Origin of the sequence: Bifidobacterium rousetti (genome assembly GCF_008698235.1) — a bacterium.
Lineage (GTDB): Bacteria > Actinomycetota > Actinomycetes > Actinomycetales > Bifidobacteriaceae > Bifidobacterium > Bifidobacterium rousetti.
This window is the reverse complement of the sequence record NZ_PEBH01000001.1, coordinates 349,088-375,902: the sequence shown is the minus strand read 5'-3', so window position 1 is coordinate 375,902 and position 26,815 is coordinate 349,088. Positions and strand designations below refer to the sequence as shown.

Annotated in this window: 32 protein-coding genes and 2 pseudogenes; 7 read left to right on the top strand and 27 right to left on the bottom strand. The window is 63.1% G+C overall.

Features of this window, described 5'->3' with window-relative positions:
• Positions 1-24 precede the first annotated feature (24 nt).
• Together CSQ85_RS01835 and CSQ85_RS01830 are read left to right on the top strand one after the other, a co-directional pair.
• Positions 25-822, top strand: a complete 798-nt coding sequence (locus tag CSQ85_RS01835; RefSeq protein ID WP_223846779.1) for an ABC transporter ATP-binding protein — start codon at positions 25-27, stop codon at positions 820-822.
• A gap of 230 nt (positions 823-1,052) precedes the next feature.
• Complete coding sequence (locus CSQ85_RS01830) at positions 1,053-2,327, top strand: ABC transporter substrate-binding protein (RefSeq protein ID WP_223846765.1); 1,275 nt, start codon at positions 1,053-1,055, stop codon at positions 2,325-2,327.
• A gap of 107 nt (positions 2,328-2,434) precedes the next feature.
• Here CSQ85_RS01830 and CSQ85_RS01825 read toward each other — a convergent pair whose 3' ends face one another.
• Both CSQ85_RS01825 and CSQ85_RS01820 read right to left on the bottom strand, forming a co-directional pair.
• Entirely contained in the window at positions 2,435-3,223 is a 789-nt protein-coding gene (locus CSQ85_RS01825; RefSeq protein ID WP_190972836.1) for a DNA/RNA non-specific endonuclease, read from the bottom strand.
• Positions 3,224-3,311: 88 nt separating this feature from the next.
• On the bottom strand, positions 3,312-3,710 hold the full coding sequence (locus CSQ85_RS01820; protein WP_150382593.1) for a hypothetical protein: 399 nt from the start codon (positions 3,708-3,710) through the stop codon (positions 3,312-3,314).
• 112 nt (positions 3,711-3,822) lie between these two features.
• Here CSQ85_RS01820 and CSQ85_RS01815 point away from each other — a divergent pair, with 112 nt between their 5' ends.
• Positions 3,823-4,254, top strand: a complete 432-nt coding sequence (locus CSQ85_RS01815) for a hypothetical protein (protein WP_150382592.1) — start codon at positions 3,823-3,825, stop codon at positions 4,252-4,254.
• 575 nt (positions 4,255-4,829) lie between these two features.
• Here CSQ85_RS01815 and CSQ85_RS12980 read toward each other — a convergent pair.
• From CSQ85_RS12980 to CSQ85_RS01770, 10 genes are all read right to left on the bottom strand, one after another.
• Positions 4,830-5,003: a hypothetical protein gene (locus tag CSQ85_RS12980; RefSeq protein ID WP_190972835.1), complete on the bottom strand. Its 174-nt coding sequence runs from the start codon at positions 5,001-5,003 to the stop codon at positions 4,830-4,832.
• 58 nt (positions 5,004-5,061) lie between these two features.
• The gene (locus CSQ85_RS01810) at positions 5,062-5,412 is read right to left on the bottom strand and encodes a DivIVA domain-containing protein (RefSeq protein ID WP_190972834.1); all 351 of its coding nucleotides are present in this window, start codon (positions 5,410-5,412) and stop codon (positions 5,062-5,064) included.
• Positions 5,413-5,585: 173 nt separating this feature from the next.
• Entirely contained in the window at positions 5,586-6,323 is a 738-nt protein-coding gene (locus CSQ85_RS01805; protein WP_190972833.1) for a hypothetical protein, read from the bottom strand.
• Between the two features lie 45 nt (positions 6,324-6,368).
• A complete protein-coding gene (locus CSQ85_RS01800; RefSeq protein ID WP_150382589.1) occupies positions 6,369-6,737 on the bottom strand; it encodes a hypothetical protein in 369 nt (122 codons plus the stop codon).
• A 19-nt stretch (positions 6,738-6,756) separates the two neighbouring features.
• Positions 6,757-7,122, bottom strand: coding sequence for a YccF domain-containing protein (locus CSQ85_RS01795; RefSeq protein ID WP_150382588.1), 366 nt, complete (start codon positions 7,120-7,122; stop codon positions 6,757-6,759).
• Positions 7,123-7,141: 19 nt separating this feature from the next.
• Positions 7,142-7,396: a hypothetical protein gene (locus CSQ85_RS01790; RefSeq protein WP_107040537.1), complete on the bottom strand. Its 255-nt coding sequence runs from the start codon at positions 7,394-7,396 to the stop codon at positions 7,142-7,144.
• Positions 7,397-7,695: 299 nt separating this feature from the next.
• On the bottom strand, positions 7,696-7,986 hold the full coding sequence (locus CSQ85_RS13585; protein WP_449495011.1) for a DUF3592 domain-containing protein: 291 nt from the start codon (positions 7,984-7,986) through the stop codon (positions 7,696-7,698).
• Positions 7,987-8,100: 114 nt separating this feature from the next.
• Positions 8,101-8,517 (bottom strand): DUF3592 domain-containing protein, encoded by a 417-nt coding sequence (locus CSQ85_RS01780; RefSeq protein WP_150382586.1) that lies wholly within the window; start codon positions 8,515-8,517, stop codon positions 8,101-8,103.
• 86 nt (positions 8,518-8,603) lie between these two features.
• Entirely contained in the window at positions 8,604-9,647 is a 1,044-nt protein-coding gene (locus tag CSQ85_RS01775; RefSeq protein ID WP_150382585.1) for an SOS response-associated peptidase family protein, read from the bottom strand.
• 31 nt (positions 9,648-9,678) lie between these two features.
• Positions 9,679-10,677, bottom strand: a complete 999-nt coding sequence (locus CSQ85_RS01770) for a hypothetical protein (protein WP_150382584.1) — start codon at positions 10,675-10,677, stop codon at positions 9,679-9,681.
• 564 nt (positions 10,678-11,241) lie between these two features.
• Between CSQ85_RS01770 and CSQ85_RS01765 the strand changes: the two genes are divergently transcribed.
• Positions 11,242-11,631, top strand: coding sequence for a hypothetical protein (locus tag CSQ85_RS01765; RefSeq protein WP_150382583.1), 390 nt, complete (start codon positions 11,242-11,244; stop codon positions 11,629-11,631).
• Between the two features lie 96 nt (positions 11,632-11,727).
• Here CSQ85_RS01765 and CSQ85_RS01760 read toward each other — a convergent pair whose 3' ends face one another.
• Positions 11,728-12,006 (bottom strand): hypothetical protein, encoded by a 279-nt coding sequence (locus CSQ85_RS01760; protein ID WP_043166484.1) that lies wholly within the window; start codon positions 12,004-12,006, stop codon positions 11,728-11,730.
• Between the two features lie 205 nt (positions 12,007-12,211).
• Between CSQ85_RS01760 and CSQ85_RS01755 the strand changes: the two genes are divergently transcribed.
• Complete coding sequence (locus tag CSQ85_RS01755) at positions 12,212-13,081, top strand: DUF1963 domain-containing protein (RefSeq protein ID WP_150382582.1); 870 nt, start codon at positions 12,212-12,214, stop codon at positions 13,079-13,081.
• 187 nt (positions 13,082-13,268) lie between these two features.
• Here the strand turns inward: CSQ85_RS01755 and CSQ85_RS01750 are convergent, their stop codons facing one another.
• From CSQ85_RS01750 to CSQ85_RS13575, 6 genes and pseudogenes are all read right to left on the bottom strand, one after another.
• On the bottom strand, positions 13,269-13,985 hold the full coding sequence (locus CSQ85_RS01750; RefSeq protein ID WP_150382581.1) for an HAD hydrolase-like protein: 717 nt from the start codon (positions 13,983-13,985) through the stop codon (positions 13,269-13,271).
• 132 nt (positions 13,986-14,117) lie between these two features.
• Positions 14,118-14,462: an RNA polymerase-binding protein RbpA gene (locus tag CSQ85_RS01745; RefSeq protein WP_150382580.1), complete on the bottom strand. Its 345-nt coding sequence runs from the start codon at positions 14,460-14,462 to the stop codon at positions 14,118-14,120.
• Between the two features lie 88 nt (positions 14,463-14,550).
• Positions 14,551-17,145, bottom strand: a complete 2,595-nt coding sequence (locus CSQ85_RS01740; RefSeq protein ID WP_150382579.1) for a DEAD/DEAH box helicase — start codon at positions 17,143-17,145, stop codon at positions 14,551-14,553.
• Positions 17,146-17,466, bottom strand: coding sequence for a hypothetical protein (locus CSQ85_RS01735; RefSeq protein ID WP_150382578.1), 321 nt, complete (start codon positions 17,464-17,466; stop codon positions 17,146-17,148).
• A gap of 117 nt (positions 17,467-17,583) precedes the next feature.
• Positions 17,584-18,666 (bottom strand): annotated as a pseudogene (locus CSQ85_RS13580) (helix-turn-helix transcriptional regulator); the annotation flags it as partial.
• An 89-nt stretch (positions 18,667-18,755) separates the two neighbouring features.
• Positions 18,756-19,500 (bottom strand): annotated as a pseudogene (locus CSQ85_RS13575) (helix-turn-helix transcriptional regulator); the annotation flags it as partial.
• Between the two features lie 309 nt (positions 19,501-19,809).
• On the opposite strand from CSQ85_RS13575, the gene CSQ85_RS01725 reads away from it, so the two are divergent.
• Complete coding sequence (locus CSQ85_RS01725; protein WP_107040520.1) at positions 19,810-20,004, top strand: hypothetical protein; 195 nt, start codon at positions 19,810-19,812, stop codon at positions 20,002-20,004.
• A gap of 22 nt (positions 20,005-20,026) precedes the next feature.
• Here CSQ85_RS01725 and CSQ85_RS01720 read toward each other — a convergent pair whose 3' ends face one another.
• A complete protein-coding gene (locus CSQ85_RS01720; protein WP_150382576.1) occupies positions 20,027-21,142 on the bottom strand; it encodes a substrate-binding domain-containing protein in 1,116 nt (371 codons plus the stop codon).
• 167 nt (positions 21,143-21,309) lie between these two features.
• Between CSQ85_RS01720 and CSQ85_RS01715 the strand changes: the two genes are divergently transcribed.
• On the top strand, positions 21,310-21,693 hold the full coding sequence (locus CSQ85_RS01715) for a hypothetical protein (protein WP_150382575.1): 384 nt from the start codon (positions 21,310-21,312) through the stop codon (positions 21,691-21,693).
• Between the two features lie 79 nt (positions 21,694-21,772).
• On the opposite strand, the gene CSQ85_RS01710 is transcribed toward CSQ85_RS01715, so the two are convergent.
• From CSQ85_RS01710 to CSQ85_RS01680, 7 genes are all read right to left on the bottom strand, one after another.
• On the bottom strand, positions 21,773-22,900 hold the full coding sequence (locus tag CSQ85_RS01710) for a tyrosine-type recombinase/integrase (RefSeq protein ID WP_150382574.1): 1,128 nt from the start codon (positions 22,898-22,900) through the stop codon (positions 21,773-21,775).
• Between the two features lie 25 nt (positions 22,901-22,925).
• Positions 22,926-23,303 carry a type II toxin-antitoxin system HicB family antitoxin gene (locus CSQ85_RS01705; protein WP_150382573.1) on the bottom strand — a complete coding sequence of 126 codons (378 nt, stop codon included), beginning with the start codon at positions 23,301-23,303 and terminating at the stop codon, positions 22,926-22,928.
• Complete coding sequence (locus CSQ85_RS01700) at positions 23,300-23,494, bottom strand: hypothetical protein (RefSeq protein ID WP_150382572.1); 195 nt, start codon at positions 23,492-23,494, stop codon at positions 23,300-23,302. Before CSQ85_RS01700 ends, CSQ85_RS01705 begins: the two co-directional genes overlap by 4 nt.
• A gap of 238 nt (positions 23,495-23,732) precedes the next feature.
• Positions 23,733-24,524, bottom strand: coding sequence for an endolysin-like domain-containing protein (locus CSQ85_RS01695; RefSeq protein WP_150382571.1), 792 nt, complete (start codon positions 24,522-24,524; stop codon positions 23,733-23,735).
• Between the two features lie 3 nt (positions 24,525-24,527).
• Entirely contained in the window at positions 24,528-24,962 is a 435-nt protein-coding gene (locus CSQ85_RS01690) for a phage holin (protein WP_150382570.1), read from the bottom strand.
• A 70-nt stretch (positions 24,963-25,032) separates the two neighbouring features.
• Positions 25,033-25,395, bottom strand: a complete 363-nt coding sequence (locus tag CSQ85_RS01685; protein WP_150382569.1) for a hypothetical protein — start codon at positions 25,393-25,395, stop codon at positions 25,033-25,035.
• The gene (locus tag CSQ85_RS01680; RefSeq protein WP_150382568.1) at positions 25,392-26,531 is read right to left on the bottom strand and encodes a reverse transcriptase domain-containing protein; all 1,140 of its coding nucleotides are present in this window, start codon (positions 26,529-26,531) and stop codon (positions 25,392-25,394) included. Before CSQ85_RS01680 ends, CSQ85_RS01685 begins: the two co-directional genes overlap by 4 nt.
• Positions 26,532-26,815 lie beyond the last annotated feature (284 nt).

Genomic DNA, 26,815 nt, shown 5'->3' with positions numbered 1-26,815 from the left:
ATGAGCGACATGAGCGACATCGACATGCTGCCGGGCACCGACACGCGCCCGCGCGCCGAGATCCATGTGGGGGAGCCCGCAGGAGAGCCGCTGCTGGACGCCGTGGATCTCGTCGCCGGCTATTTGCCGGGCGTGAACATCCTCAACGGCGCGTCCCTGACCCTGCATCAGGGCGAGATCGTCGGCATCATCGGACCGAACGGCGCCGGAAAGTCCACGCTGCTCAAATCCCTGTTCGGACTCGTCCACATCCATTCCGGCCATCTGATTCTCAAGGGCCAGGACATCACGAACCTGCGGGCCGACAAGCTCGTCTCCCTCGGCGTCGGATTCGTGCCGCAGACCGAGAACGTGTTCCCGAGCCTCACGATCGCGGAGAACATGCACATGGGCGCCTATCAGGCACCGAAGAAGTTCAACGAACGTTTCGACTACGTGTGCTCGATCTTCCCCAGGCTGGGGGAGCGCAGGGACCAGCTCGCCGGCTCGCTCTCCGGAGGCGAGAGGCAGATGGTCGCCATGGCCCGCGCGCTGATGATGAACCCGTCCGTGCTATTGCTCGACGAGCCGTCCGCGGGACTGTCCCCGATGCTTCAGGACGAGACCTTCATCCGCGTACGACAGATCAACAAGGCCGGCGTCTCCGTCATCATCGTCGAGCAGAACGCCCGGCGATGCCTGCAGATCTGCGACAGGGGATACGTGCTCGATCAGGGACGCAACGCCTATTCCGGTCGTGGCCGCGACCTGCTCGAGGACCCGAAGGTCATCTCCCTGTATCTGGGCAATCTGGAGGAGGAGGTGCAGGAGGAAGGCCGCTGACATAGAAGCCTTTTGTTTCCAACGATTTTGTTTCCAACGATTTTGTTTCCAACGGTTTTCGGACTTCATACGACGGTTACACGGCAACAATCCGCACGAATCAAGCGATGCGTAGGGTGAAGCCCAAGATTCGAGAAGGAAACGGGGAAACGAAGACTCGCATCGAACATCACAACAACGAACATCGAACACCATTGCCCGCAAGGGCTTGAGAGGAAGTGGTGATTCACATGTTGAATTCAAAGAGGATCATGCTCACGGCCACAGCGGCCGTGGCTGCGGCGGTCATGGCACTCGCGGGATGCGGTTCGTCCGGCTCCGGTTCGTCCGGGGCCAGCGGCGACTCCGGCTCCGGCAAGGTCGACACGTTCACACTGGGAGGCCTGTGGCCCGAAACCGGATCGCTCGCCTATCTGGCGCCTCCTGAACTGGCCGCGGAGAAGCTCGCCGTCAAGGACATCAACGCAGCCGGCGGCGTCCTCGGCAAGGATGTGACAACCGTCGACGCCGATACGTCCGACGCCGACCACGCCGACCAGAACACGTCGGCCACCCAGTCGGTCCTGTCGAAGAAGCCGTCGTTCATCATCGGCCCCGCATCCAGCTCCGTGGTCAAGAACGTCTACAAGTCCATCACCGAACAGAAGATCCCGATGCTTTCCATGGGCGCCACCAGCTCCGACTTCTCCGGCCTGAGCCCCTACTTCTTCCGCACCGTCCCGCCGGACACCGTCCAGGGCACCGTGCTCGGTCAGGTCATCGCGCAGGACGGCGTCAAGAACCTCGCCGTAGCGGTGTTCAACGACGAGTACGGCACCGGTCTTCGCGACACCGTCGTCAAGACCGTCAAGGATGCCGGCGTCAACGTCGTCTACGGCGAAAAGGACGCCTTCGACCCGACCGAGACGAACTTCTCGTCGATCGTGACCGCCATCAAGGCGTCCAACCCCGACGCGATCGCCATCATCGCCTTCGACCAGACCAAGCCGCTCGTCAAGGAGATGGCGTCGCAGGGCATCGACACCCACAAGCTGTACTTCGTCGACGGCAACACCGCCGACTATTCGAAGGACCTCGACGCGGGGCTCCTCGAAGGCTCCAAGGGCACCATCCCAGGCGTCATGGCCTCCGACGACTTCCAGAAGCAGCTCGTCGACGCGTACGGCAAGGACATCAGCACCTTCACCTACGGCGCCGAAACATACGACGGCATCATCCTCGCCGCGCTCGCCGCGCAGAAGGGCGGTTCCGCCGACGGCGAGACCATCCAGAAGAACATGGCGGCCGTCTCCGGAGCGGACGGCGGCACCGAGTGCACGACCTACAAGGAGTGCCTCGCCGCGCTGAAGTCCGGCAAGGACATCCACTACAAGGGCGTCACCGGCATCGGCCCGTTCAACAAGAGCAACGACCCGAGCTCCGCCAACATCGGCGTGTACAAGTTCGACGCGAAGAACGTCCCGAACTTCGACCACGCGCAGGAGGGCGAGGTCCCGTCCAACTGATCGGATGATCCATGGCCGATGGCATAGGCCATAGGGGAGAGGGCTCTGAAGGAATGTTCCTTCAGAGCCCTCTTCGTGCTTCAAGCGCTTCAAGCAGTGATCTGGTGCTACTTGACTCCGCCGTTTTGGTAGTCGATGTCATAGCCCTTGGCGGCGTTGAACGTGACGACATGCTCGTCGATTGACCCGTCGCTGGATTTGATGTCGACGTCAACGGTGCGGGGGACCAGCTCGTCGCCGACGTATTTCGGCACGGCCATGTACTGGATGGTGCCGCTCGGGTTGGCCTTGAGCCACTCGCGCGCTTCAGTCTCCGTGTAGGCCATACCGCCGGGGGTCTTGTCGTTGTCGCCGACGTTCTGCGGACGCGTGCCCGTGATCATGTTGTCCGGCTCGTCGGGGCCGCCCAACGACTTGGCGAGCAGGTGGCTCTTGTTGAACAGGTAGCCGTGGTACACGCGGCCGGATGCGAACGTGATCTCCGCCTTCGGGTTGTGCTCCGGCCAGCCGGTGATCGTGTCGGGCATGTTCCGGTCGCGGTCCGATCCGGACTGCATGAACTGGTAGGTGACGGTCGCGTACGCGCCGGTCGGCCGGTTCAGCGAGTCGGGATCTCCGATGCGCACCTGTCCGGCGGCCGGCATGGTGCCGGCGGCGGTGAAGTCCGCCTTGCCGGTGACGAGGTAGTAGTTGGGCGCGGTGTTCTCGTCCCATGTGCCGTCCGCGGGCGCCGTACCGGTCGCCGGGTTGTCGTCAGTGGTCTGTGAGCTGTCGACGTACGACTTTGCTTCATTGATCGCGCTATTGATTTGCGCCTCGGAACAACCACCGGTGAGCGCAAGCAGGCCGACAAGCAGACCGGCGGCGGCACGGGTGAGCAACGTATGCATTCTCATTTCCTGTATTCCTCCATAGATTCCTTGACGACGCGGTAAAACGTGTCTTGCAAAGAGATGATTCATCTTAGTCGAACATATGATCGAATCAGGAATTCACACGGTTTGTTGCGGAAAACTTTTTCAGGTCTTCCATACCACCTTCAGCACCGCCGCCCGAACACGGAAAAGGCCCGTTCGCACATGACATCGCATGGCAAACGAGCCTTGAGTATCGGTGAATCGCGAATCGATACAGGAACGATCCGACGTAACCGTTGACGACATTCATGGCGATACTGCCGACGATGAGCGCAAGCAGGTAGAACAGTATCACTGCAAGAACGAGTCCGGCCATGGAGGCGAGGAACCGTACCCAATGCTCGTCGAGGTTACGGCTGATGACGGACCCCCACGCGAACGCGATCAGCCAGACAAGGCGAGCAACGGAGGCGACCGCCTCATCCGCCCGGTTCCACAGGGGTCGCCGGTTGGCTCGGACGGTCATGACGACGGGGACATAGTTGTCCGGTCTTGTCGGCGCCGTTGCCGGGCCTGCCGGGCCTGTCGGGACTGTCGGCGCGGGGTCGCGGCGGTTTGTCCGGTTATGGTTGGTGTGTGTGATCCGGTTGGAATGGGAGGTTGCGATGGTTGATGCTGGTTTCGGTTTGGTGTTGGTGGCGCGGGATGTGGCGTTGGATGCGCCGTTTTTGCGGGGCACGGTGGGGTGTTTGGAGGTTCGTGACGGCGTGTTTGCGTGGGATGCGCTTCCGGAGACGGTGCGTATTCTCGGGCTCATCCCGCCGCGCTTGTTCAGGGATCTGGATGTGGAACGCGTGTATGCGCGGTGGTATGAGCTGGTCTTGTTGGAATATCTGACGGATGACGTGGATGCGGTGGTGCTGGTGTCGTTCCCGGATGGGGGTGTGCGTGTGGGTGTGATGGATGGTGTGGCGGATGGTGTGGCGGCGGCCGGGTTGGATGTGATGCGGTGGATGGTGGAGGGGTCGCGCACGGGGGGCGAACGCGGGGGACACATACCCGTGTCGTAAAGGAGGTGGACCATCATGCTGTGGTTCGTGCTGGTTTGGCGGCTCGAGCAGTTTGGCTTTGGCGCGGTCCAGCGTTTCGGTCCTGGTGCGTCCGACGGTGCTGACGCGGCGGCGTCTGCCGTCGACAGGGGTCCTCGCCGAGCGAGGTCGAGGTAGGCGCACCAGCGTCCGTTCGGCAGTTGTCTGAGCGTAGGATGGGGATTTCACCAATATCCTTTCTGACATAACGTGCATTATCGGCTCGATAGTCAGGTTTGGATAATCAAACGATAATCACACGTCGCCGGACGCAAACCATCTGCGATGGTTACTCCGCGGAGATCGCATCCACCCCGTCCATTTGCGCTCGAGTGAGTCCTTGATCCTCAAGATGACCCACCGCATGGTATTTCAGCCACTTCACAAAAGGTCCGCGTTCATTCGACTCGTAGTATTCCAACAATCTGTCCTTGAACGATGCTTGCGGTCTTCCACAGCAGATCGATGCTCTTCCGTTTCGCCAATTCGACACACCGTTCAGTCAAATCGGTCTCCGGTTCCGGCTGAATCCATTAGGGTCCTCATCCTTTCCCTAGTCAAACCGCTTGGAGCCAATTCCACAGCGTTATCCCTAAGATATTGCTCAACCCGGTGTTCGCAACCGTGGAAGCCACGGAATACGGAATCCCCTGCATCTTCAGATTGGCGGTCTTCCAGACGCCATCATCCTTAAGCCTGACAGCCAATTGTTGGGCTTTAGCGTTACCCATAAGAAGCACCTCCTTGGCAACAGACTTTAAACGACTGGTCCCCGCACCACAACATCGATCATGACAATCCCCTTCGTTTCAGTTCCGCGGTGTAATCCGTGATCCTCTGCACCAGTTCCACGGTCGACAACGCCGAGAGGTCAGCCGATGTACTCGTCGTGTCGCCGTACGAGAGCTCACGCTCGACGCGGGAGAGGAAGTCGTCGACTTCGTCGATATCGTATCCTTTGACGAATCGCACGGTCTGGAAGGTGAAGTCTCGCACCCATTGGGCATCCACGGGTTCGCGACGATCCAACCGGTCGGCGAGATCCTCCAGGAACCTGTCGACCTCGTCGATGTTGTAGGCTTCATGCCATTTCGAGGAGTACGAGAACCGTTGCGCCCTGACAATCGTGCCGCTGATCATGATGCGTTTCCTTTCATCGCATTCATACCCGCACTCCATTATGACAGAACAAACCCGCCAACCAAGCCGAGACATCCTTGGCCGTCAGATTCAACACCTGCTGGCAATCAGCCCGTCGACGTAGATCGTCAATTGGACTGCCGGTGCACGATGTCAACGCCGACTCCTGTTCGTCACGGCACCCTGAATCCGACGGCCATGCTGTCCGCACCGCCGTTCCGTCCGATCAACATGTCATCCGGGATACGGAAATTGCCGTTATGCCAGAACGCGTCGGCCACCGCGTCGACCGCGATCGGCTGGACGGCGATGACCGTCATGACGGTGCCGGCCAGTTCCACGTTGACCATGATCATGGTGAGACGGTCCGGCGCCACGAACGTCATCGGGACGGGCATACCGGTCATCGCCGTCCAGTCTTCACGCGGCACGTACGCGTACAGGCGCGCCCGCATAGGCGGCATATCGGCTCGCCAGAGCATGAGCTGCAACGGGAACTGGTCCACGCCCTCGTCGTCGCCCCGGTCCGGCCGGTACACAGGTTCGACGCCAAGTGCGGCCGGATTCAATCCGACGATGCGCGGGTCGGCGAGTGTGGCGCGGACGGCGGGCTGACGCGACGACATCCTGCCCGGCCGGATCCATAGCGCGAGACCGAGCGCGACGCCGATCGCCAGCAGAGCCAATCCGCCGATCAGCGCGGGCGTCGTCCCGTCGGCCAACCCAATGCCTATGCCGTGCAGGCCGGCGAACGCGATGAGGACGAACAGGATGGATACGATCGTCACGCCGACAATGCTGACATGCAGGTTCCTGCCGTATAGGCGGGCCGCGTCCGATGCGGCCGCGTGGGAGGCCGCGTATCGTGAGCCGATTCTCGGGATCATGCCTCCATGATCGCGCTCGAGCATGACGTATCCTCCCCCGGTTCCACGCATGCTGTACGACCGGCCCGACTACCCCGGTATCACCGGCGCCGGATCGATCAGGTCCGCCACGCCAACGAACCCGATGAACGCAACCGGCAACGCGGCTATCGCCATCGTCCACTCGGCGAGCACACGCGCCACACCGACGATCATGCGCCGACGAAACTCGACTGGATCAGCCGGGGCGTCATCCAGAAACGACATGAAGAACGAGATGATCCAGCAAAGCAGCCCCAGCGCATAGCATATGAACGCCGCGATCGTGACCGCGTCCCCCGGCAGTCGCGACACCATGTCGAAGAACGGCGGGATCCAGAACGCCGCGACCGGCGCAACCAACGCGAAACCGGCGATACGAAGAGCACGGACGATAAGAGGCTTGTCGATATGCGGCATCTTCAAGAAACGATGCGGTTCATGCGTCCATGATCTCCGCGCCGAACGGCCAGAGGGCGAGCTTGGCCATCTTGAACGACTGGATGCCGAACGGGATGCCGATGATCGTCACGCAGTTGAGTAGTCCGGCGACCACGTACCCGATCGCCATCCAGATGCCGACGAGCACGACCCAGATGATGTTCGCGAACGTCGATCCCGCTCCCCCGCCGTATCGCACGGTCTTGCCGAACGGCGTCAGGGTCAGTCCCGCCATCTTGAACGCTTGCAGCCCGAGCGGGATGCCGACGATCGTGACGCACAGTACGAACCCGACGACCGCCCAGCCGATGGCGATCTCGATGCCGCCGAGCACGATCCACAGGATATTGCCGATCAGTCGCATATGCGGTTCCTCCTTGCCGTCACCGGTTCGCCCATGCGGCGGTCCAGTCCTCGGCGTCGGACAGACGGTCGAAGCTCTGGTGCAGGATCCCGTCCACGCCGAACGGCTGGACCGGCATGTCAGCCGGGATCAGCCGGCGAGGCACCTTGACCGACGCGTCATACGGCAGGTTCGGCGCAAGCTTCGCGATCCTCGCGGTCACACCGTTCCTCGCTCCCGTCAGATGGGCGGCGAACGTGAACGGACGCGATTCGTCGATGATGAAGTTCAACATGATGAAACCCCTTTCAAGAACAGGGTATGAAAGTCAAACGTAAACGGCGGACATTCCGTCGGTGTCTCGCGGAAAAGCCGAAAGCATTGTAGAAGTAAGAAACACCACGGGTCCGCGCATATTCATGAAATCACCCGCGTAAGCGGAACACACTGTATGTATGTTTGCTCTCACCATAATCCGGGCCGGGGACGGCCGGAACGGACCGGAACCACGACCATGACCACGACCAACACGCATGTCGAGCGTGTGCCGGCCGCCCATCGTCCGAAGACCCCACGCTCACCGGCGATCTGCGGCTATAGCAACGCGACCGCCGACAATTCGACGCCGATCGCCAGCAGCGGAGCGCCCGCCCCTATCTCCAGCATCGGACCGACGTATGACGGCCGATCGGCGTCCAATCGCGCCGTATGCGGACGGGTCGGATCACACACGACGGTGACGGTCTGGCCGGGCCGGAACCGTACGTCCTGATTCCACCCCTTTGAGACGATCGTATACGGCACGCCTCGGATCAGATACCTGACCACGAGATTCCATGTGCCATCACGCGTATTCCGCAGACGACGAACGATCACGCCGGTCATGGCCAACCGGCATCCCGACCGCAGCCGACGCACACGGACGAAACCGATGGCGCCGGCGGCAACAGGTACGGCACCAACGAGCGTGAGGATCACGCCCAAGGCGAACATCGGATCTCACGCACTGGCAGCGGCAAGCGCCACACCAGCCACGAGACAGACGGCGCCCGCGGCCGTCATGGTACGCGTCATGGCGCCGACATGCCGATCGGACGGAAGATACGCGACATCCGGGTGAGTGGGATCATAGGCGACGTCAGTCCGCTCGTCCAGATGCATATCAGGCAACCCGGCCGTGGCCGCGGCCAGCACCGTGCGTTCACGGCCGTCGGCGTCGTACCGGATTTCCGGCGTCAGCGTGAGATTCCAATCATTCTCATGTTCGACGAAGCGAATGACCGTGCCGCGCGTACGGGCGGTGCAACGGGAACGCAGCGTGCGGATGCGTTGCGAGACGACAAGTGCGACGAGTAGGACAATAAGACCGGCTGCGAACAGCACGCCACCGACGATGGCCGACGACGAACCGAACATGGCGAATCACTCCTTTGTGGGCTTCCGCCTACTATCTTTACCATATGATCACGACTTTGATCCGCCGGGAATTCCCCGCCCATCGTTCACCAGTCCGGGTGCAGCCGCCTCCACTCGGACTGCAGATGTCTCCTCCAACCTTTCGGGCTACCCGGCACGCCCCAACGTTCCAGCGTCCGTTTGTCGGGAGCCCCCACGGACTCCAGCTCCTCAGGCGACGGCACGTACGGGTAGCGCACGCCGCCAACCGGATCCAGCCAATGATCACGCAGGTCCAGCCACTGGATCTTCAGCCTTCCGACCCAACCCTCTTCGAGGGACCCCGGAAGACCCCACGCCTTTTTCCGATCCCGTGTCAGATGATTCTTGTACTCACCGACCTCCCTGGGTGAAGGCACTCCTTGAATCCGCCAATCCTCCCAATCCGTCCCGGCCTCGTCATCGAACAGACCCGGTTTCGGATCAAAGGCGACCGGCATAATCGGCCCGGTCGCCCGGATGTTGCCTTTCCCTTCGCCACGCAACATGGCGACCCTGTGGAACCTCCAACCCTTCGCGAGCGAATCCAATCGCCCCGTCAATACGGCGGCGGTCTCGTCAAGCGTTCCCTTGCCGGACAGCCACAGGTCGGCGCAACCGCCCTCGCCGACGATCAACGGCATGTTGTCGCACACCAAGTACAACCGTCCCACAGCCGGCACGGTTACGATCGTCATATCCATGGCATGGTTACCCGTCTTCCGGCACAGCCCGGCGACCAGCAGCAGTCGTCCGTCGGCCGCATACACATAGCAGGGAACCGCACCACACCACAGGTAGAAGCCATTCACCGGGACAATGCACCGTTTGAAGCCGGCATCATCCGCATACGGACCATCACCCAACGCGTTTAACCGCACATTGAACATGCGCGCCGACACCTTGGCTCCGTTGACGTCCCGGGTAATCCCCCAATGCACGGGAACCACATAATCACGTCCGTTGGTCGCACGGATCACGGCGTTCACGACATCATCCGGTCCGATACTCCATGACGCGCGGCGAACCGGCCCCCACCCGTCTTCACCCACCACTCCGATACCGGGATACGTGGCCCGTGGATCCCAAACCTGCGCGATACGACCCGTCACGCCACTCCTCCCGTTGCGATGCTGCCGCCGATCACCGCGAACCGGACGGCCGCGGCAGTGCCGACAGCGTCATGATGACGACGATCAAAACGATCAAATACCTGCCGAAAAGCATCACATACGGCCCGTACGTACCAAGGAACACGGCGAACGCGGCCGGACCGCCGGGGCGCTCGCCGGCACTCACATACGCGATCGTCCACGACAGAACGCCGTCCACACAGCCGAGGATCAGGCCGACCATGGTCGCCCCGTCCGCCACGTGCAGCCGAGCAGTGCGATCCGGCGGAACCGTCCGGTCATGCGCTACGGACGACACCGTCAACCGCAGGGACAGGTACACGGCGATCGCGAACGAGACGACCGTCAGCACGGCGCCCGTCGCCTGCAACGTCTTGTATTCGGGATCGGCGAAGGCGTTCACACGCATGATCCGCTCCAGCAGCGAGGTGGTCGTTTGACCGAGCGCGAAGACCACCGTCGCCACCGCGATGGCGATCTTCGCTCCCCCATTGTCGCGGCGGGATTCACTGCGACGTCCGTATTGGCCCTGCGATTGTCCCCGCGCGGCCATCGCCGGGATATGCGGGGATCGCACCGCGATGAGGAAGAGCACCGCCGCGGCGATGAGCAGCAGGATCATCACCACGTTCCAGACGTTCATCGCCCACTGTCCAGAGCCTGACGGAGCCCCGTGATACTGCTGTCGCGCCTGTGCGAGACGGGACATCGCCCGCCCCAAGCCGCACACCACATACACGCCCGCGAGGATCGCGAACGGGAGGACGGGGTCACGGCGTGTACGACCGCCACGGCCACCAGCCTGCAACGCCGACACCGATGCGGCGAGAGCCATGAGCACTAGGACGCCGGAGATGCAGGCCGGCAACCCGTTCCAGAGGAAATACATCGTGTACGCGGGAGAGTCCATGCCGGCATTCCCCGCACCGGAGAGGAACAGCGTCGACATGCCGGTCATGGAGACGAAAGCGACCACGAGTCCGATGATCACGGCGATCAGCATGACCATGAGCGGAAGTCGTGCCGGATGCCCCTGCCCTGCCGGTTGCCCGGCAGGCATGACCGGAGCGGCCGGCATGGAGGCGTTGGGATAGCGGGGATATGGATTGGAATAATTGGGATACGGATTGGGATACTGCGCGACCTGGCCTGCGGGAGGCAGCGCCGTCCCGCACGAACCGCAGATTCCCGCACCGTCGGCGCATGGAGCACCGCATCGTGGACAGGGCCTCATATCGTCCTCCTTGCCATCCTGGCAATGCATGGAACCACTTTCAGACTAGCCCCAGCGGACGCGATCGCGCCACGATCGGTCATGGAAGTTCCCGCCATGTTCCCGCGCAGTTCCCACGGGATTCACGCGCTGAAAGCTGAGGCGAGGAGATCCGTTAGCCAAGCCCTACAATGCTCGATCCTGATGCCGGTGCCACGTATGGTCACCCACCCGGTGTGCATCATGCGTGATGCACACCACAGTCGAGCCGGGTGCGCGGAATGGCCGGATATGGAATGATTGAAAGACGACGGCCGTGGTGGGAGCCGTCATACGGCACGATCGATAAAGGAATCGACCATGACCAGTTCAATCAAACGCATGTTCACCATATTCGTCGGAGCGGCCGCGGCATTGTTGCTGGTACTGGGCGTATCCGCGTGCGGGACCACATCCTCGCCGCAACCGGCGCCTAGAGGCTCGCAATCAGAGACCGAACAATCCACGTCGAACGACGACGATCAAGACGACACCAGCAGCACGTCGGACGACGATGCAGATGACTCAGACGATGCGTCAGACGCGTCGGACGATACAGGAAACGACGACGCCGACGATGCCGACGATCAAGACGACGGCAACGACTCAGACGATTCGTCGGACGACGATGCCAACGACGACAACGATGACAATCAGAATGACACCGACGACGATAATGACGACGGGGACGATACGGATGACGACAACTGACCTTTCATAAGCGTCAGCCGTCCCCGCGATCGGTCTTGATCCGACGAGACACAGCAGATACATGACCCGTCGGATCGAGGCCGATCAGGCCGCAGATCAGGCCGCGACGGTCTGATGCAGCGATCCGGTGAGCCGATCCACCCACGCGCACGCCTCGTGCAATCCGGCGAAGGAGCCGTGCACGATGACGCGTTTCTTGTCCACAGTGGACGCGTCGCGTGTGACCATTTCCGGCAACTCATAGAACCCCGGGATGACCACCGTCGCATCGTAGGCAAGACTGGGCGCCAGACGGGTGATCTTCGCCGTGACCCCGGCTGGGCCGCCGATCATCGTCGCCGCATAATCAAGATTCGTATGCTGTTTGACGAACATGTTGTGAACGGTAACAACCCATTGTTACGTAACGGCCGACACATACCCATAATGTCGCCCATATCACATAACAGATCCACATTGCGCACATCCACACCGCATACGACGGATCCGGAACTGACGGCACTCACGCAGGACCAGTACGATCCGACGCGATCCCCGCGTAGACTGGAACCGTACCGGACACTTCGGGAAGGGAACCGGCATGAGCACACACAATGATGTGACCAATGACGTGACGACGATTGAAGGACTGTCCTCGACGATCGCGGACATGATACGGGAACGCACTTCGATTCCGGCCGTGGCGTTGCATGTGCAGGCCGCGGACGGCAGCGCGATCCTCGATCCGCAGACGTTGCGCGACATCGACAAAAGGGATCTCGCCTCGCCGTCCCTGATGGACACGAAATACGGCGGCCCCTACCCGGTGCCGACGGAGTGGAACGATCCGGTCGATGCAGACGGAGCGCCCCTGTTCCTGTTGGCGCAGTGGAACTTCGCGGATCTGCCGCATCTGGATGGGTATCCAACGGACGGGTTGCTGCAGCTGTTCATCGCCGAGGACGTCGAGGCGGAGCATCCGTGGGAGATCCGCTATCTGCCCGCGCCGCTGCTCAGCGACGTGCGGGTCGTCGCACCGTCATGGACGTCCGACCTCAACGACCTGCCGTTCAGCGGTCCCGACGTCACCTTCAAACTCGTCGGCGCCCCCATCCGCAATCCCATGGACACGAGCGACCGAGGGATCGAGGATCTCATTGACGCGTGCCTCGACCGGCTCGGGGACGAGGCGCGCGACCTCTATGACGACAACGACGCGGATATCGACGACCTGCTGTTCGAGTTGCTTGGAACGGGCGGCCACCTGCTCGGCGGCCATCCCACGTTCACGCAGGACGATCCGCGTGACTGGCTCGACGACGGTGATGACCTCGTCCAGCTCGCCCAGATCGACAGCATCGAGTTCTCGATGATGCTCGGCGACAACGGCATCGGCCACATCCTCATTCCCCGCGACGCGTTGCGCGCCTGGGACCTGTCCCGCGCCGTCTACCAGTGGGACTGCTACTGAATCCCGCTGTCAAGGCTACCGAAGCACACCACAGACAACGTTCCTCCAACTCCTCACGAGATCGTGAGGAGCTTTTATGTTTTCATATTTGCGTGAATACCTGCGCGAACACGCCGCCTACATCCGCATGAGCATCGATCCAGGCAACTGACGGGATGCCACCACCAACGGGAACGCCGCCTCAATCCTACTTCGCGAAGTACTCCTCGACGGCGGTGCTCAGGTCGGCGATGTCGTCAATGATGCGGTAGCAGCCGTGCTCCTTGAGCTCGCCGGGTTCGGCGTAGCCCCAGCCGCAGCCGAGGCAGTCGAGGCCGCATGCGACCGCGCCGTCGGCGTCGGTCCAACGGTCGCCGACCATGAGCGCCTTGTCGCCGGCGGTCGCGTCGAAGTCGATGTGCTCGAAGCAGTAGCGGATGACCTGCTCCTTGGTCAGACGCGAGTTGTCCTTGCTGGCGCCGTAGATGCCGGACACCATCGGGGTCACGCCGAAGCGGTCGCAGATCGGCTTGGCCTGGTATTCGGGCTTGCAGGTGGCCACGGCGAGGTAGTAGCCGTCTGTGCGCAGGATGTCGAGCTGCTCGGCGATGCCGTCGAACACCTTGTTGACGTATCGGCCGGCGACCTTCTGACCGGGGTTGTTCGGATCGTCGAACACGTTCTGGTTGGCGTAGTAGTCGCGGTAGATGTCGACGGCCTCGTCGAGCTTGTCCTCCGGCACATGGTTGCGCTTCAGCGAGGTGATGATGGCGGGGCCCACGAACCGATGCAGCTCCTCGTCGTCCGGCACCGCCATGCCGATCTTCCTGAAGGTCTCGGTCACGGCCGCGATGATGCCGGGCGCGGAATCGGTGAGCGTGCCGTCCAGATCGAGTAGGACCACGTTCCTCGGATGTTCAGCCATCGGTGTCACTCCCTGATGTCTCTCGTTGTTGTCATTCGGCGGAATCGCCAAGAATAGATTACGTTGTCATCTGGAACAAATGTGCCCGGTCCAATCGGGCCGGGCACAACGTTCATGCACTGTTCACTCTGCTCACTCGTAGTCGGGGATCCAGCCGTCGCGGTGCATCTGCAGACGCTTCTCGAGCAGCTCCTTGAGCTCCTCCTCGCTGCGGCGTTCGAGCAGCATGTCCCAGTGGGTGCGGGTCGGCTTGGCGATCTCGTTGGTCTCCGCGTCCTCGCCCTCACGATGCGCGGTCGCGCCGCAACGGCACTCCCACTCGTCAGGGACCTCGGCGCCCTCGGCGAACGGCAGGATGGTGCGGTGGCCGTTGGGGCATACGTAGGCGACTTCCTCACGCGCGGCGAAATCGACGTTCGAATCGGATTCCAGCGACTTCGCGCCGATGCTCATGCCACGCAGACTGCGTTCTGCCATATCACGTCCTCCTTATAAGACCTATCAACATTACGAAACAGCTCGGACGAGCGCTTTATTCCGGTATTCCAATCGCCTCTACAAAGCCTCAGTCGACCCCGGAGTACGACACGACGCCACGGTTGACCATCTCGACGGCCTTGCGCGCCCGTTCGGCAAGCGATTTCCCGTTGGGACCGAGATAGTTCTCCGCGGACGCGATCTGCTGCAACACGTCGGCCAGACGCTTGGCGTTGCGCACGAAGTCGCCGCCGGTCAGTTCGACCCCGCGCAGCACCTCGGACAGGTCCTCGCCGTCGGCCCACTCGTACATGATGTCGAGGATGCCGGCGTCCAGATCGGGCAGCGGGTCGAGCCCATGGTCCTCGCACAGGGCGCTGACCTGATTGCGGATCGCCTTGAGTTCGCCGGCCGCGACTGCGATCGGCCCGTGGATCGATCCCGGATAGTAGCGCGGTTCCCCGCCGGCGCCGCGACGGGCCTCGTAGACAAGCAGCGACAGCACCGCCGCCAACCCCGCAGGCGGCAGCAGGTCGAGCGCACCGGTCAGGATCGCCTGAGCGAGCACCACATCCTGTTCGCTGTACAGTCGCCGAAGCAGTTGGCCATGCTCGGTGAGCCGCAGATCACGATCCCCACTTCGTTCGAGATAGCCGAGTTCGGTCAGCACGTCGCAGATGCGGTCGAACTGGCGGGCCACCGATCCGGTGCGCGAGTCATACCGTTCCTGCACGCGTTCCAGTTCCCGCATCTCGCGCGTCCAGCGATGCCCCCATTTGAGGTGCTGCTGCAGGTCGGGGCATTCCCGGCATGGGTGGTGCTGCTCCTGCTTGCGCAGGTCGCCGATGCGACGGTCGAGGTCGCGGAACGCATCGCTGCGTTCGCTATCGGAGCGGAACGCGGTGTGTTTGAGACGGTTGCGTTCCGTCTTCTCGAGATCGCTCAGCCGCATGCGCAGCGTCATGAACTCGCGGAAGTCGCCGTGCTCGCATGAGAAGGCCTTCTCGTAGCCGTCGATCGCCTCCTTGAGCGTGGCCATCCGCGATTCGAGCTCCCATGCGGAGGCGTTCGCCTCCCACTGGGCGAAGGAGTGGTCGAGGGTGATCCTGCTGGTCTCGTAGTCGCTGGAGTTGAGCAGGTTCACCGCCATGTTGAACGTGGCCTTGAAGCTTGAATGCAGCGGGTACACGCGCTTGCTGGAGAGCGCCGCCGCCGTGGCCGGGACGAATCCCCGGTGGTCGACGACGATCGCGTGGCCGATGGTGTCGATGCCGCGGCGTCCGGCGCGTCCGGTCAGCTGGGTGAACTCCCCCGGGGTCAGTGCCACATGGCCTGTGCCGTCGAACTTCTCGAGCTTCTCGACCACCACGCACCGGGCCGGCATGTTGATGCCGAGGGCCAGCGTCTCGGTGGCGAACACCATCTTGACCAGCCCTTCCTCGAACAGTCGTTCGACGATCTGACGGAACAGGGCGATCATGCCTGCGTGGTGGGAGGCGAAGCCCTCCTCGAGCGCGAAGCGGAAACGGGAGAACCCCAGCGCCTTGAGATCGGCCTGGGAAAGCTGGCCCTCGACCATCTCGTCGACGATCGTGCGGATGCGCCTCGCCTCCTGCTCGCTGGTGAGCTCGAGACCGGCGTTGACGCACTGTTCCACGGCCTGATCGCATCCGTTGCGCGAGAAGATGAAATAGATGCCGGGCAGCATGTCGAGGAAGTTGAGCTCGTCGACGACGGCCCAACGGCGCGGCGTGTGCCGTTCCGGCTTGCGTGTCTGCCCTCCCGGACGGCCCTTGCCTCCCTTGCGTCCGTGGTCATGACGCTTGTGCGAACGCTCCTCGCCCTGTCTGCGGGCCGCGATCCTGTCGAGCTGGTCGAGCCTGCCGGCGAGGTCGGGGTTGAGCTTCATGGTCTGATCGCCGTGGTCGTCGCGACGGTACAGGTCGATGATCTCAGGTTCCGTATGGTCGTCGCGCTGGACGATGACGTGCTGCTCAAGCGGGACCGGACGCCGTTCGGAGACGACGAGCTCGGTCCCGCCTCTGACGGACGAGATCCACTTGCCGAAGTCCTCGACGTTGGACACGGTCGCGGACAGCGCCACGATGCGGACGCGCTCGGGCAAGTGGATGATGACCTCCTCCCACACCGGTCCGCGGAACCGGTCGGCGAGGTAGTGGACCTCGTCGAGGATCACATAGCGCAGCGCGTCGAGCGTGGTGGAGTGCTCGTAGAGCATGTTGCGCAGCACCTCGGTGGTCATCACCACGATGTCCGCCTCGGAATTGATCGAGGTGTCGCCGGTGAGCAGGCCGACCTTGTCCGGGCCGTACACGTCGACGAGATCGTGGTACTTCTGGTTGCTCAGCGCCTTGATCGGTGTGGTGTAGAACGCCTTGACGTTACGGTCCTGCGCGAGGTAGACGGCGAAGTCGGCCACGACCGTCTTGCCGGCTCCGGTGGGCGCCGCGACGAGGACGTTCTTGCCGGCCTCGAGGGCGTCGTTCGCCTGCGATTGGAAGTCGTCAAGTTCGAACGGGAGGGTGCGCGCGAATCTCGCGGCCACGCTCGCATCCTCGGCCCGGCGCTTGCGGAACGCCGCATACCTCGCCGAGGGTGACAATGCGCGATCGCCTTCGCCGGTCTTCCTGCTGTTGTCCCTGTTGCTGTTCTTCTTGCTCATCTATCCGAGAACGCCCTTGCGCCAGCGCCTCCACGCCTCGACGTGGCGGCTGCGCTTGGCTTCCTTCCTTAGGATCACGCCGACATGCGCGTCTTCGTAGCGCTCGGCTGCGGTCTTCAACGGCTGGGTGAATATCGGGGCCTCATCACCGGCCTCGTCCTGTGACGGTTCGCCCATGCGCTCCAGACGCTCGCCGATCCGCGACCCCGTTTCGGAGACGACGCCAAGCGCCGCGATGGCGCGACGAAGCGCGTAGACACCGCCGATGACGAGCATGGCGACCATAAACAAGACCAGCAACAGCCATATCCACCAAGGCATGAATCACTCCTCCTCCCGCGATTTGCCGCGATCCTCCCCGCGCTCTGCGCTCATGTGTCTCTTGTATCCCGTCTGCACCCCGTCTTACCCGTCCCGCACCGCGGAACCGGCGGACGGTCAATCCTCGCCGCGCGTCACGACGCTCAGCTCGCGCTGAGCTCGCGCGATGATCATCGTGCGCAGGGTATCCGGGGCGACGGCGACGATATGACGCGCATGCGCGATGCAGAACGCGACGAACCACGAGTCGGACGAGACGATGAGGTTGACCTTCTCGCCCTGGCCGCACGGTTCCACGGTGGCCCCCGGCAGGTTCTTGACAAACGCCATGTCCTTCGCATCGGTGATGAACGACGCCGCCGTGCCGTTGTCGAAGCTCCACTTGCGCAGTTCGCTCAACGGCATGTCGGGGATGTCCAGACGCGTGGTGGGTTCGACGAGCTTCGCCTGCTCGATGCGCGCGATGCGCAGCACCTGCCATGTGCGCGGCTTGCCGTTCGCCTTGTTGATGGCCGGGTTCTTCAGGACGATGTCCTGCCTGTCGGCCGGGGCCGCCTTGGCCACATCCGTCCACACGGCCACGTAATACACGCCCTCGTCCACATAGATCTTGACCGGCGCGACCAGACGCCTGCGCGTGTTGCCGGCGCCGTCCGTATAGGTCATGTCAAGCAGCGAATGCGAGGTGATGGCTCGCTTGACCACCCCGAAGTTGTGCGGTTCGAGCTCGTATCCGGTCAGGCTCAGCCACGGCGTCTGCCCCGGCTTGACGTGCTGGTGCAGACGATGGTACAGGCTTTCGGCCTGTGCCCGCTGCTCGTCGGGCAGCAGGGGCGAATGGGCCAGATAGCTCACCGAGGCCGTGAGCATGCTCAGGTATTGCGGGGAGATGCCCGCGAGACGCTCCAGACCAAGCGAGTTGGTGGCCGAGACGATGCCTTCGGCGTCGAGCAGCGACCAGTCGATGTCGAAGAACTGGCTGCCGGCCATCTCGCCGTCGTCGGAGACGGTGGTGAGCGTGTTGATGTCCTTGTGGATCACATTGACGGACTTCTTGAGCTCCTCGGGGGTGCGCGGCCGGCCGATGAACCGCTCGGCGAGCTCCTCGAGCGAGAACTCCTCCCCGAGATGCGCGGAGAGGAACAGCATCAGACGCAGGCGGCGGTCCACCTCGCTGCCGGTCTGGAACGAGGACTTCTTGGAACGCTGTTTCGCGCCCTCGTCCTCGCTGGTCTCCCCGTCCGCGTTGGCGGCGACGCTGGCGGCGTCGAGTTCGACGGCGCGCTGTTCCGCGTCGACGTCGGCCAGCACCAGCGATTCGGCGGCGACGAGACGGCGGTGGAACGCGTCCGCGGCCTCCTGCGGGCTCACGATCGAGGCGCCCGGATGCTCCAGCACGTACATGGCCAGATCGTCCGAATCGGTGTACGCGACGTTGATATGCTCGCCGTCCACGTCGATGGTCGCGGCGAAACGACGGGAGTCGATGACCTTGACGAGCGCGTCGGGGATGGTCTGGGTGCCCAGTCCGGGCGCGATCGAGTCGAGTCCGAGACCGGGGATCGGAGTCTGGGGCACCCGCGGCGCGGTGCGCGACGCATGCCCGCCGCCCGCGTTCTGATCGGATTCGCTGGACATCGACATGGAGCGGGCGAGGTAGTTCGCCGCCGCCAGAACCGGCATGTCCTCCGGATCGAAGCGCAGACGCACACGGGGTTCGTCGCCGAGCTGCAGACGGTACGAGGCGAAATCCTGCCCCTCGGACTTGGACGAGTATTCGGGCTGGCGCGATTCGATGGCGATGCCCATGGCCGCGAGCTTGGCGCGGTCACGCTGGAACTGCTTGGCGAACGCCGCCTTGGCCGCCTGATCCGCCAGCTCTCCGTAGGAATCGGCGTACGCCTTCACTCGCTGGGCGATCTGACGTGAGGTGAGCCACTGCGGGAACGCGGATGACAACACGGCCAGCACATCGAGCTCGTGCTTACCCCACTTGTCCGAAAACCGCCGCCTTCCGGTACTACCTTCTGCCATTAGTCCTCACGTATCGTTAATCTTTAGTTTCAACTGCGTGCATCGTTATATGACGCAACTTCCCTCTATCTTACGGTGTTTTTCCGGCATGAAGTGCCTTTTCGCTAAATTTCGGCCTTCAATCATGTCGTATCCGCCGCGGCACGCCCGCCGTCCGTCCCATGAAATCCGCCCGACCTCGCGGAAACCGACCCACGCCGAACATGAAACGGCGATTTGTCGACGGCGTGTCGTATGTCGTTAATCCACGATCGGAACAAACGCCGATTAAGCTGGAAGTTACATGATCGACGTCAGGGAGGTATTGGCATGACGGCGAAATCCATGAGCCGCGATGAGATGCTCAAGATGCTGCGCGACCACGACGGCGAGGTGCCGAGGGAGTGCTCGATGCTCGACGGTCTGGAGTCGGCGCGTGGAACGTTGGCGAGCATGCCGACGTTGGAGGAGCTTTCGAAGAGGGAGCAGCGAGGCGGGTTCACGACGCTCACGACGAAGCGGTGACCTGTTCCGAGACGTCTGGTGCCTATTTGAGGGCCGCGATGAGCGCCTGCATCGCCTGATTGTCCGGCAGTTCGGCGACATTCGTCACCTGATCAACCACACCGTTCACGCCGAACCGGGAAATCGGGTCCGCGCCCGAATAGTCCACGGACCGGAACCCGTGGCTGCGCCAGGCGAGCTGCTGCACATCCTTCGACGTGAGCAGGTCGAGCAGCCGCTCCCCCTTGTCGTCCAACGCCATCAGCGTATGCGTCGACCAGACGGTCGGCGTCGGATAGGCGACGACGAGGTCGTCCTTCACCTGTTTGAAGGCATCCGGATTATTGGCGGCGAGGTCGAGGATCTGCGATTCATAGCCCACGGTCATGGGCTTGGAGCCGACGCCGAGGGTCAGGAACTGGTTGAACGAGTCCTCACTGGAGGTCTCCATCCATCCCGACTTCGCGAAGATCGCCTTCACGCGGGCGCCGTCGCGCGCGACCGATTCGGTGGTGGCGGGCGATCCGCCGTTCATGACGGTGGCGATCAGCGCCGCGTATTCGTTGCCTGAGTTCGATTGCACCGGATCGGTGGAGTCGATGCGGAACTGGCCGTATCCGGCGGCGTATCCGACATCGTTCCAGGTCTTGTTCGCCTCCATCGCGGCGACGGCCTTGGCCATGTCGAGACGGTAGACGCCGTTGGCGTCCCTGCTCATGATGCCGGTGGAGACGAGTCCGTCGGCGACCGCCTTGTGCGTGTAGACGACGATGGGCGAATTGAACACGATGTCGCTTCTGACCGGTTTGATTCCCTGCGCCTTGCCGTATTCGACGGCGGTGCGGGAGGAGGGGAACAGGTAGTCGAGACCCTTGCGGTCGGCGTCCATCATGGCGAGACTGCCGGCCTTGCGGTACGACACCTCGAGGCCCTTGCCGGCCGCGAGCTTGGCGAACGCGGGATCGTCGAACAGGCCGATCTTCTCGCCTCCCAGATAACCGTCCACCTTGACCGTCTCCGCGGGCGTGCCCGAGGCATTGCCGTCGGTATCCCCCCTGGGACCCACCGTGTTCCACACGATGAGGCCGAACACGATCGCGACCGCCACCAGCAACGCGATCAGACCGACGACCCTGCCCGTATTGCGATTCGGTTCCATGCTCCGTCCCCTCCGTGGACCAGTTCCACCGGCATCCCGATCGGCCGATCGGCTTCGGCCGACCCAATCCGATGATGGTCCCAACCATACGCGCCGCTCGGCACACACCTGTGGACCGGGCGGGGCGTGCGGCGAGTCGGGGCGGTCGGTCGCGTATGGTGATGCGCATGGATCGCGTGCGTATTGTCTTTGAATTCCCCGACAGGGCGTCGGCGCGCGCGTGGCTGTTTCGCCTGCGCGAGTTGGGGTTGGAGTCGCCGAAGGCGCTTGTCGAGGACGAGCAGCCTCTCAATGTCAAACGCAACGGGCCGAAGCTCGCCCGTTGGCTGATGACCCATGAGGGATGGCATCCCATCGCGGACGCGGCGAACCGTTCGGCCGCGCGCAAGGCCGCATACAAGATCAACAACGGCATCCGACGCGGGTTCGAGACGGGGGCGTTCGAGGCGCGCGCCCGCTATGAGGCGGGCGCGTGGATCGTCGAGGCCAGGGTCCGCCCCCGTCGTCAGCAGGTCGCCGAGACGACGGCGGACATGCATCCGCTGTTCTGACCCCGCCCCGTCATTCGGGAATCGAACCATAAATATACAGTCCCGCAACCCCTACTGCCGCCTAGTGTTTCGAGTCCGCTCACCAGTTTTTGCCCACATTTTGCCCACATCCGCTTTCGTCTATCATCTCGCCCATGCGGACGGACAGGGCCTCCAGATCGTCGTCGAACAGGTCGGCGTACACGTCCAGCGTCATGGCCGCGCTCTTGTGGCCCAGCTGCCGTTGCACGGCCTTGACGTTCGCGCCGGAGGCGACCATGAGGCTCGCCGCCGTATGGCGCAGGTCGTGCAGGGTTATCTGCTTGGCGATGCCGGCCCGGCGCAATGCGACGCGGAGCCACCCGTCCTCACGCGAGCTTTTGCCCTGCTCCCGCATCATCTCGCCCGGCCGCCTGGGCGATTCGAACAGGAGGGCGTCATCCGCCCGGCCCTCGCAGTGCGCGGCCATGACCGGATCGAGGGCCGTCGGATACATGATCGTCCTCGACTCGTGCGTCTTCGTGTCGCCGGGCGTGGGCACGCCGCCCACCATCGGCGCGGACACCTCTATGCGGATACGGCGCCTCGCCAGATCGACGTTGCCGACGCGCAGGGGCACCAGCTCGCCCCACCGCATCCCGCACAGCCCCAGGGTGAGGATGATGTCATGCCGCCATCCCGCGTGTTCCGCGAAGGCGTACAGTTCCTCCAAGGTCAGGTAGACGCGGCGCCCCCTGACCTTGCGCGGCAGTTCGACGCCGCGCGCTGTGTTCGCGGGGATGCGCCCGTCCCTCGCCGCGTCGTCCAGGATGCCGGCCAATATGCCGTAGGCGCGCAGCACGCAGCTTGCCCCGCGTCGCCCGCTCATGCCCGTCACCCACTGTTGGACGTCCTTGCGGGCGACCATGCCGACCGGCACCCCGCCCCACTCGGGTTCCACCCAGTTCCGGTATGCGGCCTCCAGATCGTCCATGTAGGAGGGCTTGACCCTTGTGCGCTTCGCGTCCAGCCACGCGCCGGACAGTTCGCCCACGGTCGTCTTGGCGTCCTGCGGGTCGATGAAAGAGCCCCGCGCCTTGGCGACGGTCACATGCTCGGCGGCCCAAGTGGTCGCGTCGATCTTGCGTCTGAAGCCGCGCTTGTCGGTCTGCGTGCCGTCGGGCTTCCTGTAGCGGACCCGGTAGCGGGTCTCGCCCTTCGACGTCAGGTATTTGACGACGTTGGCCATGTGCGCCTGCCTTCCGCGTGTCTGGTCAGGCGTCCTGCAGGGCGCTGACGCGCTGTGGGCTGACGCCGGTCACCACGGCGACGTCGCGGACGGTGAGGCCCTCGCCGCGCAGTGCGGATACGGTGCTGCGCGCGAGCTTTGACGCCTCGTCCTGTGCCTTGCGTGCGGCGTCGCGTTTGGCGAACAGCTCCTCCACCATGCGGCGGGTGGCCGGGTCGAGCCGCGGCTCGACGTGCACGTCGCCGACCGTCGCGTCGAGCATGTCGGCCGCGTCGCGCACCTGATCGGCGACCTGATCGAGGCGGCGCGCCTGGGTGAACAGTCCGGGGATTTCGGGGACCTCGACGGCCCACCAGCCGCCGGAGCGGCGGCAGACGGCGGTCACGTCCTTGGCTTCGCTCATTTCATGTTCCTTTCGATGTAGTTCAGGATGCCGTTGGCGGTGAGTTCGTTGACTTCGCCGTGTCGGGGTACCGTGGTCTTGGCTTTGCCGACGGTGACCTTGCTGTGGTTGGCGCCTTCCTCCCAGATGGCCTCGAGGCCGTTGGCCTTGGCCATCCGGTGGATGCGTTTCGCGAGTTCTTTTCTCTTCATAGGTATAGTCTATACCCATTTACTAATTCAAGTCAAGTGGTATTTACTATTTTGTGTCGGGTTTTACGGAACAAGAAAAGCCCCGGAACCGCGCAAGGCGGAACCGGGGCGAACGGAACGACGGGCTAACGGCCGCCGCCATGCAGATCCGAATATACGACGTCGGCAAGGAAGCAGGCGAGGGATGCGACGGCGACGAGCACCGCCGTGAACGGCGCGGCCAACAGACGCAGCAGCCTCACGACCTGAACTTCTTCCGAGTCTCCGCCGGCTGGTCGGTCAGGATCGAGATGGCGTAGTGCATCTGCCGGGCGGTGTTGTAGATCACCGTGGGAATGACATGCCCCGTGATGTTCTTGTAGTCGCCGGCCATCTCCTGCATCTCCTTCGGCTCGTACAGGGGGATGACGCCCTGCCCGGGAATCCACAGAAGTCGTTCGTCCGTGTCCCTTGCGCCGAGGAAACGCGGCTGGATGAGCCGCAGGATCTGGCCGCTGTTGTCGGATGCGTAGTGCACGAAATTGTAGATGGTGTCGTTGTTGGCGTAGCGGTAGCTGCCCACCGCCTGCGCGATCTCCTGCGCCGATGGCATGGTTCCTCCTTGATACCGTAGGTAGCAGTCCCACGGATAGCTGTAATACTGGCTGATGTTGGTTTCGCGGCCCGTCTGGTCTCCCGGATTGCCGGCGATGCTGTTGTATTCGCTGATGCTCGCCTGGGCGAGCAGTCCGCCGCCAAGATAGACGGCGACGTGGTTGGCGTCGTTCAATAGGATGTCCCCCGCCTGCGGGTGCCCGTCGGCGGGGAGGCGCGACCAGCCCCGCGCGGCGAGGTTCATCCACATGTTGCCCGTGTAGGTCGCCCCGCCGGTGTCGAATCCCGCCTCCTGCAGGCAGTGGATGACCAGCGACGAGCAGTCGCAGTTGCCTCCCGCCGGAGTGAAGTTCCACCTGTCGTACTGGCTGTACCCCATGTTGGCGTCACGGCACCAGTAGATCATGCGGTCGATGAGTGTCTGGACGCTGGCCATCGGTCACTCCACGTTGATGACCGGGGTTCCGGTCAGCTCGTCCACCACGGTGTCGCCGTTGTCGTCGGTCGCGTACAGGGCGGACATGTCAGCCACTGGCGTGGCAGTGGCAGGCGCCGCGTCCGTCCCCTGCACAGTGGAGACGCTTCCGTTCTTGATGGCGTTGGTGAGCTGCTGGCCGGCTACGGCCGCCGTGGTCAGATTGTTGTTTCGCCACCACGAGTAGACGGATGCGACGACCGCGATGACGCCGGTGATGGCCGTCGAGACCTGATCGGTGGTGAACGGCAGGCTGGAGATGCCGGCCAGCGACAGTCCCGTCTGCAGGACGCTGTACAGCTGCACCAGAAGCAGGATGATGCTTTTCGTCCTCTCCAAGGTGAGTCCCGGTATGGTGGATTGGGCCTTGTGGTCGGCCTTGTTCGGCGTGTTCGCCATGGTTGTCCCCTTTCTGTGGGCAATAAAAAAGCCACCCGGCGGGTGGCTTGGAAAAATCAGGCGTGGAGGCTCATGGGCGTTCGATGTTCGCGTGCGCCTCGATGAGCTCGTCACGGTAATGCTTGCCGACGCCATTGCCGCCAAGCGCCGCATACGCCTGGTACGCGGCCTCCGTGCGGGTCTTGATCTCCGTGCTGACGGGCAGGCCCCGTTCCACGGTCTCCGCGTGCAGTCGGGCTATCTTGTCGAACAGGAGCGCCTTCATGCCGGCTTCCATGATCTGCTGCTTGTCGAGGATCTCGACCAGCTGCGGGTCGGCCTTCCGATTCGATTCGAGATGTTTGATGAACTGGACGATGATGGTTCCTCCCACGCCTCCCGTTCCCAGGATCGATGTGAGTATCACCGCCCATACCGGCAGTGTTTCGGTCACTGTGCCTCCCTTTCGTCTTGGATTTCGTCGAGCAGCCTGCGGTACAGGACGTCCATCGTCCGCTGCGAGCGGCGCCCGTTGACATGGTCCAATCCGCCACGCCATGACATGTACGAGCGTTCGAACGCGGCCGTCGTGAGGATGCCCCTGCCCGCGAGTCTCGCCATTCGTTTGAGTTTGCGGCGCTCATGGGTGATGCCCTTGCGTGCCGGACGGACCACGATGCGCCCCGAATCGGTGATGCTCCATTTGCGTTTCAGGAACGTGAAACCGTGGGACAGCTTCACCAGTCGAGTCTTTTTCGGATTCAGCGTCAGCCCGAGACGCCACGACAGGTATTCGATCATGCGCAGGACGTCCCGCAATCGGTCTCGATCATTGTCGATCACATACACGTCGTCCATGTAGCGGCCCGTGGCCTCGCAGCCGCTCATCTCCTCCAGCCAATGGTCGATGCGGGACGGGTAGGCGACGGCGAGGATCTGGTTCTGTTCCGCGCCCAATCCCAAACCGTAGTCGCCGCGTTCCCGGTCGAGCATGCGGCGGATGAGGGCGAGCACGCGTGGATCGTCTATGAGCCGTGCCGCCTGTTCGAGCACGAGTTCGCGCGGGATGCTGCCGAAATAGTTCCGATAGTCGCATAGCAGGATCCAGCCGTCCCGTCCATGCCGGCGATAGTGTCTGGCCAATTGCCGTTTGAGTCGTCGTATCGCGTACATGGTGCCGCGTCCTCGCGTGTTGGCGGAGTTGCCGCTGGTGAAGGTCGGCGTGTAGACGGGCAGCAGCACCTGACGGGACAGGGCCTTCTGTATGACCCGTTCCGGGAAGCGCGCGGCCTGTATGTGTCTGAGCTTGCCCCTCTCCCATAGGTCGAAGTAGCGGCGCGGCAGGGTCACGTCCTCGCCGGCGAGAAGCTTGCGTCGGGCCTCCACGATGCGCGGCAGTCGATGAAGCATGTAGGATTGGGTCGATGCCTTCCAACTGACGCCGCTGGCCGCGGCGAACGCGGCCTGTTCGAGCGTGTTGAGGTCGGCTATGGACTCGATCGTGCATTGCTTCGTCCGCTTCGCCCTGTTGGCCGCGCGTTTGGCCTCGCGACGCTGGCGTCTCGCCCTGCGACGGTCCTCGTTGCTCATAGGAGGGCACCCGGCACGGCTTTTCCAGACGGTCCGACAGCCGCGTAGCGGGATGGCATGCAACATGGCGAACCGTCAGTGCCACGCCATGCACGTGAGCGTCCGCCACCCGCGTCCGGGTGCGTATTCACGCGGCGGTTCGCCGCGATGGTCGATGTCCCCTTCAAAAAATCCCTCTGCTTTCGCTGTGTCGCTACTGGGTCTGGGGCCTCGCCGCAGGGGCGGGGTGTTTGAATCAAGGGCAGGCGCGCCCGGCCGTATTGTTGGCATTGAAATTGTCAGCG